14 protein-coding genes are annotated in these 14,248 nt (G+C 55.7%); 4 read left to right on the plus strand and 10 right to left on the minus strand.

Going from position 1 to position 14,248, the window contains the following annotated elements:
* Positions 1-2 precede the first annotated feature (2 nt).
* The 7 genes from J3P75_RS13845 to rfaH all read right to left on the minus strand — a co-directional run bounded on the left by J3P75_RS13845 (position 3) and on the right by rfaH (position 8,273).
* Positions 3-707 (minus strand): WecB/TagA/CpsF family glycosyltransferase, encoded by a 705-nt coding sequence (locus J3P75_RS13845; RefSeq protein WP_434711186.1) that lies wholly within the window; start codon positions 705-707, stop codon positions 3-5.
* A gap of 13 nt (positions 708-720) precedes the next feature.
* On the minus strand, positions 721-2,061 hold the full coding sequence (locus tag J3P75_RS13850) for a UDP-glucose dehydrogenase family protein (RefSeq protein WP_434711188.1): 1,341 nt from the start codon (positions 2,059-2,061) through the stop codon (positions 721-723).
* Between the two features lie 69 nt (positions 2,062-2,130).
* A complete protein-coding gene (locus J3P75_RS13855; RefSeq protein WP_434711190.1) occupies positions 2,131-3,522 on the minus strand; it encodes an undecaprenyl-phosphate glucose phosphotransferase in 1,392 nt (463 codons plus the stop codon).
* Between the two features lie 149 nt (positions 3,523-3,671).
* Positions 3,672-5,993 (minus strand): GumC family protein, encoded by a 2,322-nt coding sequence (locus J3P75_RS13860; RefSeq protein ID WP_434707090.1) that lies wholly within the window; start codon positions 5,991-5,993, stop codon positions 3,672-3,674.
* 2 nt (positions 5,994-5,995) lie between these two features.
* Entirely contained in the window at positions 5,996-6,529 is a 534-nt protein-coding gene (locus J3P75_RS13865; protein WP_434598263.1) for a polysaccharide biosynthesis/export family protein, read from the minus strand.
* Positions 6,530-6,541: 12 nt separating this feature from the next.
* Complete coding sequence (locus tag J3P75_RS13870) at positions 6,542-7,702, minus strand: outer membrane beta-barrel protein (RefSeq protein WP_203418055.1); 1,161 nt, start codon at positions 7,700-7,702, stop codon at positions 6,542-6,544.
* Between the two features lie 37 nt (positions 7,703-7,739).
* Positions 7,740-8,273: a transcription/translation regulatory transformer protein RfaH gene (gene rfaH / locus J3P75_RS13875; RefSeq protein ID WP_203418054.1), complete on the minus strand. Its 534-nt coding sequence runs from the start codon at positions 8,271-8,273 to the stop codon at positions 7,740-7,742.
* A 554-nt stretch (positions 8,274-8,827) separates the two neighbouring features.
* Here rfaH and J3P75_RS13880 point away from each other — a divergent pair.
* Positions 8,828-9,811, plus strand: a complete 984-nt coding sequence (locus tag J3P75_RS13880; protein WP_434707091.1) for an SDR family NAD(P)-dependent oxidoreductase — start codon at positions 8,828-8,830, stop codon at positions 9,809-9,811.
* Between the two features lie 118 nt (positions 9,812-9,929).
* A complete protein-coding gene (locus J3P75_RS13885) occupies positions 9,930-10,445 on the plus strand; it encodes a cupin domain-containing protein (RefSeq protein WP_434707092.1) in 516 nt (171 codons plus the stop codon).
* Positions 10,446-10,737: 292 nt separating this feature from the next.
* On the opposite strand, the gene J3P75_RS13890 is transcribed toward J3P75_RS13885, so the two are convergent.
* Positions 10,738-11,499 carry a DNA-binding protein gene (locus tag J3P75_RS13890; RefSeq protein WP_434707093.1) on the minus strand — a complete coding sequence of 254 codons (762 nt, stop codon included), beginning with the start codon at positions 11,497-11,499 and terminating at the stop codon, positions 10,738-10,740.
* Between the two features lie 84 nt (positions 11,500-11,583).
* On the opposite strand from J3P75_RS13890, the gene J3P75_RS13895 reads away from it, so the two are divergent.
* Positions 11,584-11,904, plus strand: a complete 321-nt coding sequence (locus J3P75_RS13895; protein ID WP_434707094.1) for a hypothetical protein — start codon at positions 11,584-11,586, stop codon at positions 11,902-11,904.
* A gap of 347 nt (positions 11,905-12,251) precedes the next feature.
* Here the strand turns inward: J3P75_RS13895 and J3P75_RS13900 are convergent, their stop codons facing one another.
* On the minus strand, positions 12,252-12,839 hold the full coding sequence (locus J3P75_RS13900; RefSeq protein ID WP_434707095.1) for a DUF6088 family protein: 588 nt from the start codon (positions 12,837-12,839) through the stop codon (positions 12,252-12,254).
* A 375-nt stretch (positions 12,840-13,214) separates the two neighbouring features.
* Between J3P75_RS13900 and J3P75_RS13905 the strand changes: the two genes are divergently transcribed.
* Positions 13,215-13,688: an antitoxin Xre/MbcA/ParS toxin-binding domain-containing protein gene (locus tag J3P75_RS13905; RefSeq protein WP_434671944.1), complete on the plus strand. Its 474-nt coding sequence runs from the start codon at positions 13,215-13,217 to the stop codon at positions 13,686-13,688.
* Positions 13,689-13,908: 220 nt separating this feature from the next.
* Here the strand turns inward: J3P75_RS13905 and J3P75_RS13910 are convergent, their stop codons facing one another.
* The gene (locus J3P75_RS13910) at positions 13,909-14,226 is read right to left on the minus strand and encodes a helix-turn-helix domain-containing protein (RefSeq protein ID WP_366299502.1); all 318 of its coding nucleotides are present in this window, start codon (positions 14,224-14,226) and stop codon (positions 13,909-13,911) included.
* Positions 14,227-14,248: the final 22 nt, after the last annotated feature.

Here is a 14,248-nt window from a genome sequence, read left to right on the forward strand (position 1 = left end):
GGTCACTCCCCGACACTGATGGCGACTTTGCGCCGTGCAAGCAAGGCCAGCAGGTGCACGAAGTTGCTCGGGTAATCGATGAGGTAGCGTTTGATCGTGTGCGGCTCGCGGTACATGCGGTAGAACGCACGTAGGTGCAGGCGATTGATCAGCGCCGGATAGTATTGCCGCGACGCCAGTGCTTCCTGGCGAATGAACCCGCCACAGGTGAAGGCAACGCCCTGAAAACCTGCGCGCAGCACGTCCTGCTCAAACTGTTCCTGCAGGCCGGCGCCGAGGCCGACGATCAGAATGTTCGCTTCGCTGCGGCAGATGTCGGCGTGCAGCACCTCGGCCTCGGCGGCGTTGAAATAGCCGTTGTGGTAACCGGCGATGCTCAGCCGCGGATAGAGGGTCTGGATCTTGCGCATGAACAGCTCAAGTTCGCCTTGTCGGGCGCCGACGAAGTAAACCCGCTTGCCCAAGCGCTCGGCACCGCCCAGTACCTGGTCGGCGATCGAGGTGAAGTCGAAGCTGACCCGGCCAATGGTTCTGCCGGTGACTCGCGACATGAACGAAGACATCAGCATGCCGTCGCAAAAATACGTGATCGCGCCCGAGCGCTGCGCGAACACGCTGCTGATCGAAGCAAAGTTGATGAACGAATAGGCCTGGTTGGCCTCGAGCAATTGTGGCGAGTAGTGCCCGACCAGTTCGAGTTTCAACATGGCGCGGCTCCCGTCAGTTCACGGCGGGGGTCTGGCGACCCACCGACACATAGGTGAAGCCGCGTTTGCTCAACCGCTGCGGATCGAACAGATTGCGCCCGTCGAAAATCAGCGGTTGCTTGAGCCGCGCGCTGAGGACGTCAAAGTCCGGCGCGCGAAACGCCTGCCACTCGGTGACGATGATCAGCGCGTCGGCATTTTTCAGTGCCGCTTCCTTGGTGCCGGTCAGGGTCAGGTCATCGCGCGAGCCATAAATGCGCTGCGCCTCTTCCATGGCTTTCGGATCGAAAGCCTGCACGTTGGCGCCGGCGCGCCACAGGGCTTCCATCAACACGCGGCTGGGGGCTTCGCGCATGTCGTCGGTGTTGGGCTTGAAGCTCAGCCCCCACAGGGCAAAGGTCTTGCCGCTGAGGTGGCCGTCGAAGTGGTTGAAAATCTTGCTGTAAAGCGAAGTTTTTTGTTCCTGGTTGCGCGCCTCGACGGCCTTGAGCACACGGGCGTCGAAGTCGACGCTGGTGGCGGCGTGGATCAGCGCCTTCACATCTTTGGGGAAACATGAACCGCCGTAGCCTGGGCCGGGGTAGATGAATTGGTAGCCGATGCGCGGATCGGAGCCGATGCCGTGGCGGACCTTCTCGATGTCGGCGCCGAGGCTTTCGGCCAGGCAAGCCATTTCGTTCATGAAGCTGATCTTGGTCGCCAGCATGCAGTTGGCGGCGTACTTGGTCAGCTCGGCGCTGCGCACGTCCATGACGAGGATTTTTTCGCGGTTGCGATTGAACGGCTCATACAGTTCCCGCATGACTTCTTCGGCGCGCACACTGTCGGTGCCGATGATGATCCGGTCTGGGCGCATGCAGTCTTCGACGGCACAGCCTTCCTTGAGAAATTCCGGGTTGGAAACCACGTCGAAGGTCAGATCGCTGCGGTCGTTGTCAGCCAGCACCTGTTCGATGTGCGCGCGCACCCGATCGCCAGTGCCGACCGGCACGGTGGATTTGTCGACGATGATCTGGTGCCGGTCCATGTTCAGCGCGATGGTGTGCGCCACGCTCAACACGTATTGCAGGTCCGCCGAACCGTCTTCGTCCGGTGGAGTGCCGACCGCGATCAGCAATACATCGCCATGGTGCACGGCGTCCGCCAGGTCGGTGCCGAAGCGCAGCCGACCGCTCTGGTAGTTGTCACGCACCAGGCTTTTCAGGCCCGGTTCGTAGATCGGCAGGGTGCCTTCCTTCAAGGCCTCGACCCGGGCGACGTCGACATCGACGCAGAGCACGCTGTGCCCGACCTCCGCGAGTGCGGCGCCCTGGACAAGACCAACATAACCAATACCGAATACGCTCACATTCATGGTCAAACCTCAGGTCGTCATGACCGGTTATCAACGGACGGGCAGGGGCAGGCAGCGGTGGGGCAGGGGTCAGTAGATGTTTTTCGAGAACAGCGTGAAGGGGGTCTTGAGGAGGATTTTCAGGTCGAGCCACAGCGACCATTGATTGATGTAATTGAGGTCCTGGGCGACGCGCAGCTGCATCTTTTCCAGCGTCTCGGTTTCACCGCGATGGCCGGTGATCTGCGCCAGCCCGGTGATACCCGGCTTGAGTCGATGACGGGCCATGTAGGCGCGCACCTTGCCGGTGTAATAAATGTTGTGGGTGACCGCATGGGGGCGCGGACCGACCAACGCCATCTGCCCAAACACGACATTGAACAGCTGCGGCAATTCGTCGATGGAACTGCGCCGCAGGAAGTGCCCGATTGGCGTGAGGCGGTTGTCGTTGCGGGTGGCCTGGCGCACCTCACGGTCGTCGTGAACGTGCATCGAACGAAACTTCCACACCTTGATCACTTCGCCGTTGCAGCCGTGGCGGTTCTGCTTGAACAGCACGGGGCCGGCGGAGGTCAGCTTGATCGCGGTTGCCACCGCCAACAGCAATGGGCTGAGCAGCACGATCGCCAGGGCGGCGAGGCTGCGCTCGAACAGGTCCTTGCACAACAGGCTGGCCGGATGCGAGCTGATCAGGCTTTCGTTGAGGTAGATGGCCGGCATCCGCTCGATTTCCGAGATCGAATGATTGAGCAGGACCATGCTGCCGAAATCCGGAATCCACACCACATCGACATTGACGTCGAGCAGGTCGATGTACAGCGCTTCGATGGTGGCGGCATGGGCCATGTTCAGCACGATGTACACGCGGCGCACTTCAAGGCGCGCGATGATCTCGCGGATCGCATCGACACGGCCGAGCAGCGGCAGAATGCTCGGTGCGGGGCCGCTGTCATCGGCGGCAGCGACAAAGCCCAGCACCAGCGCACGATTGGGCGTGGAGAGCTTTTTCGCCAGCTCATGCGCCGTCGGGCAAGTGCCGATGATCACTGATCGGCGCTCGTTGCAGATCTTGCGCGAGTACAGCCGGGCCAGGTAATGCAGGGGCAGAAAACTCGCTGCCTGGACCACGAAACCCAACACCGCCCAGAGGATGATCACCTGGCGTGAATAGATCGCGCTGGTCTGCGTGACGAAGGCAATCGCCGCCAGCACCGCCAGCAGAATCAACCAGCCGGCCAGCAGTCTGCCGAGCCCGACCACCAGGCCATAGCGTTTGTGGTACACGCGCATCACGCTGTAGATCGGCACAGAGCCGAGCACGGCCAGAATGATCAGGATGCGATATTCGCTGGTCAGGTAGCCGACGCGCCAATACACCAGCAGCACCAGCAACGAGGTGGCCAACAGCAGCGCGCACGACCACTGACCCCAGAAGGTCAGGCCGCGGCGTTGCGTCATATGAGCGGTATAGAGCGGAGTCATGGGCTTGACCTCAAGGCAGCAGTAATGCGTCAGCGCTGAGCGAGCAGACACGAGGTGTCTTCCCGCTGGCTTTTCCGTGGCTCGGCAGAGGTGAAGCGAGTTGTGTTTTTGGCAGAAAGGGGTGCAGCGACAGGCGCGGGCGCCCGGTGTTACCTGGGCGCGAAATCGTAGTTATAGAACGCCCGGGAGTGGTGATGGCCATACTTGCGCGCCTTGCGCAAATCGACCTGGTTGAGCACGGTGCCGAATACCGGCACATGACTCTGTTGCAACATGGCGAGGCCGCGCTGGACCTGGCTGATCGGAGTGCTGTCGGCCTTGACCACGTAAATCACCGCGTCCGAATGCTTGGCCAGCAACAGCGCGTCGCTGATCATTTCTGCGGGCGGCGAGTCGATGATGATGTGCCGGTAACGCGAGCGCAGCGCTTCGAGCATGCGCGCCATGCGCGGTGAACTGAGCAGATCCTGCGGCGGCGGTTGCAGCGCATTGGCCGGCTCGGCAGGCGAGGGCAGGCGTGGCGCGGCGAGGGAATCGCGCGCCGAGGGCATGACCTTGCCGGCCAGCAACATGTCCAGATTGCCCACCGAAACGATGCAGTCTTCGAGTCGGGCGGTGCCGGCAATCACGTTCGCCAGGCCAGGGCTGTCGGGCGGGAAGTCGAAATTCTGCGACAGCGTGGGCTGGCGCATGTCGGCATCGATCAGCAACACGCGCTCCAGCGGCGTCAGCGAGCTGGCGAGGTTGTTGGCAATGGTGCTTTTGCCTTCACCGGCCACCGTCGAGGTAATCAACACCACTTGCGAGGGCATTTCGTTGCTTTGCAGCATCAGCCAGGTGCGCAGGTTGCGGATCGTCTCGGAGAAGCGCGGGTTGTCGTTGTCTTCAAACAAACGCGCCAGTTGCCGGCGGTTTTTCTTCATGACCAATGGCACCACGCTGAGCAGCGGAATGTTCAGCGCGCTTTCGATCGACTCGTCGGTTTTAAAGGTGTTGCTCAGACTTTCGAACAGCAGTGCCAGCGCCACACCGATCACCGCCGCGATCAAAGAAACGATCGCCACGATCAAGGTTTTCCGCGGTTTGCTCGGATCGACCGGGACAATCGCCGGGTCGACGATGCGCACTTTGGTCGAATCCATGTCAGCGGTGGCGGTGGTTTCCTTCAAGCGGGTTACAAAGGTTTCGTACAGCGCACGGGAGCTGTCGACTTCACGCTGGAATTCGCGTAACTGAAATTCCTTGCGGGCAATGTCCTGAATCTGCGCCTTGTTGCTGTTGAACGACTGGCGCAGCGAGGCCTCACTGGCGCTGGCGAGCTGGTACTGCCGCTCGATCCCGGCGACCACCTGTTGCACCTGCAATTGCAGGCTGGTGGTGGCGGTGCGCAATTCCGACTGCGCGGACAGCAGGCTCGGATGCTTCGGCCCATAGCGCCCCGACAGTTCATCGACCTTGGCCTGGGCCAGGGCACGGTCGGCCTGGAATTTCTGCACCAATGGGTTACTCAGCACGGCGGGCACGCTGGAGAGTTTGCTCAGATCGCCGTTGCCCAAGGCTTTGGCCTGCCGGTACTCGCTTTCCGCTTCGGCGCGGTTGCGCCGGGCGTCGACCATGCGGTTACCGGTCATTTCCAGTTCGTTGGCGCTGATCGTGGCGACACCGCCAACGTCCACCAGTCCTTGTTCTTCGCGGTAGCCCTGAAGCTTTTTCTCGGCGGCGCGCAAGTTGTCACGTAGTTTGACCAGCCGGGTGTTCATCCACGCCGTGGTGGTCTGCGTGGATTTTTCACTGGTGTCGAGCTGGCTGTCGGTGAAACCGCGGGCCAGCGCATTGGCCGCCGCTGCGGCGAGAACCGGGTCGGGCAGCTCGACCTCGATTTCCAGCAACTGGCTCTTGCCGACGAACTTGACGCTGGTGTGCAGCATCAGGTTTTGCGTGACCTGGTTGAACACCTCTTCTTCGGTGACCGCCGGTTTTTCCGGCAGCCAACGCTCCAGACCCAGCCCCGGTAACCATTTGTCCAGATCGACAGCGGCCAGCCATTCGCGCGGTGCAAACCATGATTTGGGCTGCTGGCGCGGGTCAGTGACGGGGTGGGTGGTGAGGCCGAGTTTCTTCACCGCACGCTCGGCCAGATCCCGCGATTGCAGCAGTGCCTGTTGCGTCTGCAGGTAGTCAGTGGTGTTGCTGTTGGAGTCCTTGACCTGCTGAAAGGACATCAGCGGCGGGCTCTTGTCGTTGAACAGCAGGGTGGTGCTGCCGATGTATTGCGGAGTGATGTTCGAGACCACGATGGCCGCGAGCAGACCGCTCACCAGAATCAGCCAGCCGATGCTCCATTTCGCGCGCCAGATCACCCGCCAGAGTTTCAGCAGGTCCAGGGTGTCCTTGTCTTCGCTGTGCTGTTGATGCTGATGCACATGCGCTTGCAAAGGACGTTCGACGTAAGTGCCAAGGCTGTTGTCCATGATTAGAAGAACCCTTGTGCAATGGAAATGGTGTCGCCGGGAGCAATCGTGGTGCTGCGCGTCACGTTATCGGTGTCGGTCGCGCCACTGTCGCCACGCAAGATGGTGACGCGCTTGATCGAGGCTCGCTCGGTCAGGCCGCCGCCCAGGGCAATGGCTTTTTCCAGGGTCAGGCCGGGCACGAACGGATAGCTGCCGGGCTTTTTCACTTCGCCATTGATGTAAAACGAGCGGTATTCGATCTGGCTGAGACTGACTTTCGGGTCGACCAGGTAGCCTTGTTTGAGGCCATCGACAATGATCTTTTCGACCTGGCCGGGGGTCAGCCCCTTGGCCGAGATTTCGCCGAGAAAGGGGTAGGAAAACGTGCCGGCATCGCTGAGCCGGATCTTTTTCAGGCTCAACTCCGGCTCACCAAACACAATGATGCGCAACACATCGCCAGCGGCCAGTTTGTATTGCGTGGCGGGATCTGCCGCGTAGACAGGCGCTGCCATCGCCAGCGTGAACGACAAGACAAGTGCGGATGTGTTCATGTCGAAACCCTCTCAAAGGCTGACGTTGAAACTGATCTGAAACACGTTGCGAGTGAAGCTTTCGTTGTCGGCATCGGAGTCGTTGTCGCGGAAGCGATAGCCAACTTCGATATCCAGCCAGCGGCGCATCGCATAGATCACCGCCAGGTTGTAATCCTGAAAGTCATCGGTGCGGCTTTGCCCTTCGTAGACGTAACGGCCGAGCCCGGCCTGAGCCACGGTGGTGATTCGTTCGGTCCAGCCGTGTCGCCAGCCGACCTGGGTGAAGGTCGACTTCACGGCCTCCGCGCCATCGTCACCCTCGGCAAGCGCCTGGCGCGCGACAAAGGTAAACGTCGAATACGTGCGCGGTTTCCATTGCAGATCGACTTGCCAGGTGGGGTTGTCGAGGTCATTGGATTCGTTGCTGTCGAAGTTCTTTTTTTCGTAACCGACGCGCACTTTGCCCGTCGTGCGTGCCGTGAAATCCCAGACGGCACCGGCGAGTACGGCGTCCGATACGCTGCTGCGCGGACTGTTCGCCTGCTTGTAGTCGAAGTCGGTGTGGTCATATTCGAGCAAACCTCGAGTGTTGCTGCCGATGCGGTGGTACCAGGTGCTGGTCAAGGCCGTGGTGTCGCGTTCCTTGTCGGCATTGATGCCGTCGCCATTGTCGTAGCGCAGTTGCGCGTAATTGACCCCGAGGTCGATCTGGTTGTCCGCGCTTTTGGCGCCAAAGGTATAAAGCCCGCCGACCCGTTTGTTGTTGAGCTTGTCATTCACACCCTCGACCGCCGTCGATTCGGTGCGCTCCCATTTGCGATATTCGGCGTCCAGCTTCAAACGATGGCGATCGGTGAACTCCATCACGCTCTCGGCACGCACACGTTGCGCTGTGTTCGAGGCATCGGAATCGTCGTGATAGATGTAGCGCGTCGGTTGCCATATCACTCGCGTGGCGCTGTTGCGATCTTCGGCCTTGAGCTCGAAGGAGGGCGCCAGTTTGGTGATCATCGAGGACTGCTTGTTGTCTTCCACTTCGCGGAAGTTGTCGTCGTAACTTTCCGAAAAGATGAACGTCGGCGTGAAGTCGAATCCATAAACGTTTATCGCTTGTGGGTCGGTGCTCCAGGCCATTCCCGGGTAGAAAGAGGCCATGATCAGTGCAACAGGGCAGCGTGATTTCCAGGCCATGTCATGGCTCCTGAGAAAAGGCACGGGGGACGAGCAGTTATTTGTACGATTGAAAGCTGTGTTTTTGTCGTTGAATAACGCTAAGCGGCAGACAGACGGGCTGTTCGCGGTTGAGAAACTGCAGAAGCAGCATCACTCGATCGTTGCCGTGCAGGGCCTGGAATACACCCTCGAGTGGCGAGAGCGGGCCGCTGATGATGCGCAACTGCTCCCCGGGTTCGAGGCGGCCTTGCACATCCGAATCCGATCCCAGGCAGCGCTCGCGCAGATGTTCGATGACATGCTCTGCCACGGCGACCGGACCATGATTGAATTCGACAATCCGGCTGACGCCACGGGTCGAGCGCAACGGCGCCCAGTTGTCTGTGCGGCTGAGCTGGATAAACAGATAACCGGGGAATAACGATTCCATCACGCGCTGTCGTTTCCCGCGAATGACGCGCTCTGTGAAGAGTTGAGGGTGAAAGACCACGTAATGTTGCTGGAGCAGGTTGAGGTGTGCGCGCTCATCCTGGCGTGGTTTGCATTGCAACAGATACCAATTGGGTTGATCCGAGCTGATTGCTGGCATGCGAGTAAACTCTTTGATGTTCGAGAAGTTTAGGGCAGGCAGAAGCTCTATTCAGGGCTGTGTGGAGACAATTGGCAGGGTGTGTTCTTATTATGATGTAACGCTGGGTGTTTCAATAATGAATCACTTGTCCGGCTCGATGTTGGCTGAACTTTTTCAAAGACAAAGCTACCGCACAGTCTGCATGTTCGCAGTGTTTACGTTAGGTTGCTAAGGGGTTAGCTCTTGAACTATCTGGAGCGAATGAGAAGGCACTCGCGCCACGTTCAGCTAGACGTTGGTAGTTATCGGCCAGTCTTCGCAGTCTGTCAAACGATCCGAGTCAAAAAACACGCCATTTGTCGACTAGCGGCATCTCCTGTGCCTATCTCCTTGTTCTTAGGCCATTTTTATTTTGACGTTGAAGCGTGTCCAGTTTTTTTACATTGACCGGCAGCGTCAGATCGTTGAGATCCTCCACCACTGAGCGGCTACAAAATGCTTATAAACTATGGACGGCTTCTGGCGGACGGCGTTATAACTCATCGCCTATTCGATTGAGGGGAGCAGGGACTATGACCGTTCTTGTGACTGGCGCGGCAGGCTTTATCGGGTATCACACGGCGAAACGATTAGTTCAACAAGGCCAGCAAGTAATCGGTATCGACAACCTCAACGATTATTACAACGTTGAGCTAAAGCGGGCACGACTAAAGCAACTAAGCGAACTGCCAGGTTTCGAGTTTCAACTGATGGACATCGTTGATAAGCCGGCATTGATGGCGCTGTTCAAAGAGCATCGTTTTACCGAAGTCATCCATCTGGCCGCTCAGGCCGGTGTGCGTTACTCACTGGACAACCCTGACGCCTATGCGCAGTCGAATCTGCTGGGCTTTTTAAACGTGCTGGAAGCCTGTCGATTTTACCAGCCGGCGCATCTCATCTACGCATCAAGCAGTTCGGTGTACGGCGCTAACAGCGAGCTGCCTTACAGCGTTGATAATCCGGTCGAACGCCCGGTTTCGCTATACGCGGCCACCAAACGCGCCAACGAATTGTTAGCCAGCAGCTATTGCCATCTCTACGGATTGAAAGCCAGTGGGCTGCGCTTTTTTACTGTTTATGGGCCCTGGGGCCGACCGGACATGGCGCTGTTCAAGTTCACTCAAGCGATCCTGCAGGGCGAGCCGATCGATATTTATAACAACGGCCAGATGGCGCGGGATTTCACTTATATAGATGACATTGTCGAAGGTATCGCATTGTTGCGTTGCAATCCGCCGGCAGCGGCGAAGGAGGGCGAGGGCGTTAACAAACTGTTCAACATAGGGCGTGGCAAGCCTGTAAAGTTGCTGGATTTTGTCGACTGCCTGGAGAAAGCGCTGGGTATTAAAGCTCAATACAATTTTCTGCCGTTGCAAGCGGGCGATGTCGTCAGTACATGGGCCGATGTATCGGCACTTGCACAGTGGACAGGGTTTTCTCCGCAGGTGGATGTTGCAGATGGTGTGTCCCGGTTTGTTGCGTGGTATCGCGATTATTATCAAATCCAGTCCTGACGATCGAGTGAGCTGAAAGGCTGATGCAGGGCTGCTAACCGCAGCTTGATTGATAGCTACACTAAATGACCGTTTAGTTGAGCTATCAAGAAAACTATCAGAATCATGGGGGCAGGCGATGATTCAAGCTAAACCCAATATACAAGACGTCATCAATACGCTGGATCTCGAAGCCCACATCGAAGGCGGCTATTTTCGCCGAACCTATCAATCCGATCACCGCGCCAGCCTTGGGACCAGCACAGGGCCTCGTTATCTACTGACGTCGATCTACTATCTATTGACTGAGCAATCACCGGTGGGACAGTTTCATTTCAACCAGTCCGACATCCTGCATTATTTCCATCTGGGCGATCCCATCGAATACACGCTGATCCATGCAGACGGTTCATTGCAGACGCGGGTCATGGGCAGCGACATACTCACTGGGCAACATCTGCAATTGCCCGTACCAGGTGGCATCTGGAAAGCTTCACGCTTAATGGATGGCCCACATGGTTTCGGATTGATCAGCGAGGCGGTTTCGCCTGGATTTGATTTTGCTGATATGGAAATGGGTGATCGAGAAAAACTCACTGCGAAATTTCCGCAGCATCATGCGCTGATTGAAAAGCTGACACGGGACCAGGGTTGAGCGGATTTCAAATACCAGCGAATCAAGAGAAAGCGTTTTGATGCTTCGCAGCAGATTGAAATGCCGCGTACATCGGGGCTGATTCCGTAACACTTTGTTACGTGTAATGTATATTATGTTAAATCATGGATGCGAGTAGCCTCAGGTTCCAGATATCACATCCACCAGTACCCGGAAGTGAACATCGAAATTTTTGAGACCTAAAGATCGAAATTCAGATTTTTTGCCCGATTTTGGATCTTACCTTCAATGCAACGCCTAGCAAATTTGTTGAGCAGTATGGTCACGTGGTTTAACCGTCTTCGGATTTCCCCACTAATGCCACCGACAGCTCCAATACGCGAGCCTGACTACTCATCAAGTTTTGCTCGAGTTTTGCAACCTTAAGCAGATGCATCTGGTTATCCGCGTGTCTTTGCTGAAGTACCTGCTTTTCGAAATATTCAATGTGCCTCTCACGTTCTTTTATATCATTCTTCATCTTTTCCGTTAGTTCTAACAGTTGTACATTTTCACACTCCGCTTTAACCAGTCGTGCGGTAAGGTTCGTTATGACCTCCTGACTTTGCAAGTTCTTTTGAGTCGCTCGTGTCAGCTCAGCTCTGAGTTCGGCGCAGGCATTTGTTTCGATCTCCAGACTTCGAAGCGCTCTAATTTTCTCCTTGATGTTCGCTGCCCATCTGCTTCGAAGTCTTTTTTCAATCTCCTGAATTTCGTTGAGTTTTTTGTTTGCTTCAGCATTTGCAGCTTTGATTAGTTCTTTGTAAACCGACAGAAATGCTGTTCTGATCTGATCTGGAAACTGAGCGAGCCGTTCACTAGGAGAGACATTTTCCTTCTCTACCAAAGACGCTTCTCTAAGAAACTTTGAAATGGTCGTGTATGAACCATAACCCGTCTGATTTCGTACAGCCTTGATGGTTATTTTAAGGCCTTGTTTTTTTAAATCGGCAACAGCGCACATGACTTTTTCTAATGTGAGCACATTTGATTTAGGATTTATCATGCTGTTCCCTGCCCTTACAATTCGGTTTTTGGAGATGGCAACTGGCAATTATAACTCTTATGGTGAGCGTCTTTCGTGCGTTTAGTATCGAATCGAGCTAATCTAGTGATCCGTTGCAGCGGAGTCAGTCCCATGGCAGACCCTTTTACAGAGGCAGAGAAACCGACACCTTTGGCCCGGAAACCAACGGAATACCTAACCCGGGTCAGCATTGAAAATCTTAGCCCGCTCGGCGTTTTCTTGCTTGCTAAGGAGGGTTTCGCGTTGAGCGACGTTTACTCAATGGTTTCGCTTTCCGAGCTTTACTTGTCATGGAACGTCATCAAGCGGATCGTTGGTAAGCCTAGCCGAACGATGCAAGGTAAAAACGATAAAACCACGACTGGTCGACTTGGCGTTTTTGAGAGTGCGATAGCCTTTCAATACGCAAAGCCTGCGACTGCGGAAATTTGAGTTTTTTTCTGCGAAACTCACGCTAATCACTGCCAGACGTGCGCAAATTTAGAACAATGTCGCCCCAAAATGCTCAATTTCGAAATTTCCTCGCCTGGCAGCCCTATATTTCGAACGGCCCTTAGCCAGAGCTTGAGAAACCTCTTCGGAAATGTGCCAGTTTTTCCCCCATTCAACACCTCTATAGGCGTCTCTGCATGGAAGTATGCGCGGGCTACACTCGGTAGGAATACTGTGAGCGAACTAAAGCTACGGAAATTGCATGTCGAGTGAAGTGTGAAAGCGTAACCGGAATGTGCCAAGAGAATGCAATGACGCGCTCAGAAGTAAGCGTTGTCGATATAATCCTAAGAAAAATCCGCCAATGCCTTCCGCAGCCACTTGTGCATCTTGCAGTCCATCAGTTTGCTAAGTTCCTCAGCGCTAAGCGAACTGAGGATCTTGCCGACGATTTGCTGAGTCACCCCCTTTTGTCCAAGATACAGCAGCGCACTCAACGCTAATCCTGCTTGACTACCAGCTTGCTGGAGACGTTGCCAAGACGAATGACGCAACCGCACCGTCGCGTTTCCTATCTTAATTTCGCGTGTCGTCCCGCTGGTGTAATAAGTCGGTAGAACCTGCATCTGAGTGCTAATTCCTAGCCTGCGAGCAGCTTCTGCACCATGGACTTGGATAGTCTCGCCCCTACTCCTTGCAACTGCTTTCATGACTGTTATTGGGTCAGCTCGAACCTTCTTACCTGTGTACTCACTCAGTTTAGGGCGCATATAGATGCCGCGAGCAACGCGTTCTAGGACGCCGCTCTGCACCATCCGAGACAGTGCTTTATCAACCGAGGTGCGAGATCCCATCTCTGCGAACGCGGCACTAGTAAAAGGCTTGCCCTTTCGCATGCATTTGATCCGCTTAGAAATACACTCAGGGACAGACATGAATGACTCCTACCCTTTGTTAATTCGGCCCTTACCAATTTTTACACAAAGCAATAGCGTTAAAAACAAACATGTCTTGTCCCATGGTGCCTGGGTCTGGGGTACTGGCGTTATCGGCCACCATCGGAGGCCCAACAAGCGCTGGAGGAGACCTAACAAATCTTACGCTCCCAGGTGATGCGACAGATGCAGGGCCGGGGATAGATTTGTGGGGATTCCTCAGGCTCTGATCCCATTGATCGTCGCCCTCCGCATGCGTCTTGCGATCACGCCATTCACCGTATCCCGCAAGTGGATGATTCAGGACAGACAAACATGCGATTTGTATGAAATCAAGCTAGGCTAGCCTGATTCGTCACCGCCAAAGTGAATCACATGGCCCCACGTATTGCTAATAGAGTTGTCTCAACGGCATTGGATCGTAAACCTACGGAACATCTTACTCACGCCAGAATTGAGGAGCTTAGCGAGCTCCATGTTTTTTTGCTCGTGAGGGAGGGGTTTGCACTGACAGACGTCCAAGCAATGATCGCGCTTTCCGAGCTTTATTTGTCATCGAAACTCATCGATCGTATCACTGGTAAGCCAAGCCGACCTAAGCAAGGCAAAGTCGCCGAATCGACGACCGGTCGACTGAGTCCCATTCAGAGCGCGATAGCCTTTCAATACGCAAAGGTACTGGAACACGCAACTACTGTTTTTGGCACCTTGCGGCTTGCTGAAGAATGGCTAGCTAAACCCTGCCGGCGTTTGGACGACCATAGCCCTCTAGATCTGGCGGGCAATCCAGTCGGGTTTCAAGTTATCGAGAACTACCTAGAACGTATTGAACTGGGGATTTATCAATAAGGCTCCTCCATGAGCTTCGTAAGGTCACTCGCACTCGCGACGGCACCAGGCGTACATGCACTTGAATCAAGGGCTGCGAGTTACAGGAGCCCTCCCTTCCCTCCCCCCGCTTTTCTTGGTCAGATCCAAACTTCGGAAGCTGCTAGCGCTTCCCGTGGCGCTTTGGTTCGACGGAGCCCGGCGTGTGGACCTAGCCATAAGACCCTCGCACCGGAAAGGGTTAAAGGTCCTTCCGTGGCGATGAGTTTCCCCCTTCAAAGTTTCTTATTGAGGACAATTCATCCTTGATGGTCTGAAACAGAGCCTCAACGTCCTGATGGCTTTCCTTACCGACGTATGTGGCGACAAGGATGCTGAGCGGGTGCACGTTTAAAGCTCCCGCCAGCTGGTCCACCTTTTCTAGCGTTGGGCTTTTGAGGCCTCGTTCCAGCGTGCTGAGGTAGGTGCGACTACTTACAGTAGCAAAATCTTCTTGGGTAAGATTTTTACTGCTTCGGATCTGTTTCAGCGCTTGGCCGAACGCGATATTGAGTTCCAATTTGCTGATCCCGCAAAAGGAA

Origin of the sequence: Pseudomonas sp. R1-1, from assembly GCF_051132135.1 — a bacterium.
Classification (GTDB): Bacteria; Pseudomonadota; Gammaproteobacteria; order Pseudomonadales; family Pseudomonadaceae; genus Aquipseudomonas.

Excerpts from the sequence above, each read along its gene's own strand:
- J3P75_RS13865 (WP_434598263.1), bottom strand. The coding sequence starts at position 6,529 with ATGAACACATCCGCACTTGTCTTGTCGTTCACGCTGGCGATGGCAGCG.
- J3P75_RS13885 (WP_434707092.1), top strand. The coding sequence starts at position 9,930 with ATGATTCAAGCTAAACCCAATATACAAGACGTCATCAATACGCTGGAT.
- J3P75_RS13880 (WP_434707091.1), top strand. The coding sequence starts at position 8,828 with ATGACCGTTCTTGTGACTGGCGCGGCAGGCTTTATCGGGTATCACACG.
- J3P75_RS13860 (WP_434707090.1), bottom strand. The coding sequence starts at position 5,993 with ATGGACAACAGCCTTGGCACTTACGTCGAACGTCCTTTGCAAGCGCAT.
- J3P75_RS13870 (WP_203418055.1), bottom strand. The coding sequence starts at position 7,702 with ATGGCCTGGAAATCACGCTGCCCTGTTGCACTGATCATGGCCTCTTTC.
- J3P75_RS13905 (WP_434671944.1), top strand. The coding sequence starts at position 13,215 with ATGGCCCCACGTATTGCTAATAGAGTTGTCTCAACGGCATTGGATCGT.
- J3P75_RS13845 (WP_434711186.1), bottom strand. The coding sequence starts at position 707 with ATGTTGAAACTCGAACTGGTCGGGCACTACTCGCCACAATTGCTCGAG.
- rfaH (WP_203418054.1), bottom strand. The coding sequence starts at position 8,273 with ATGCCAGCAATCAGCTCGGATCAACCCAATTGGTATCTGTTGCAATGC.
- J3P75_RS13895 (WP_434707094.1), top strand. The coding sequence starts at position 11,584 with ATGGCAGACCCTTTTACAGAGGCAGAGAAACCGACACCTTTGGCCCGG.
- J3P75_RS13900 (WP_434707095.1), bottom strand. The coding sequence starts at position 12,839 with ATGTCTGTCCCTGAGTGTATTTCTAAGCGGATCAAATGCATGCGAAAG.
- J3P75_RS13855 (WP_434711190.1), bottom strand. The coding sequence starts at position 3,522 with ATGACTCCGCTCTATACCGCTCATATGACGCAACGCCGCGGCCTGACC.
- J3P75_RS13850 (WP_434711188.1), bottom strand. The coding sequence starts at position 2,061 with ATGAATGTGAGCGTATTCGGTATTGGTTATGTTGGTCTTGTCCAGGGC.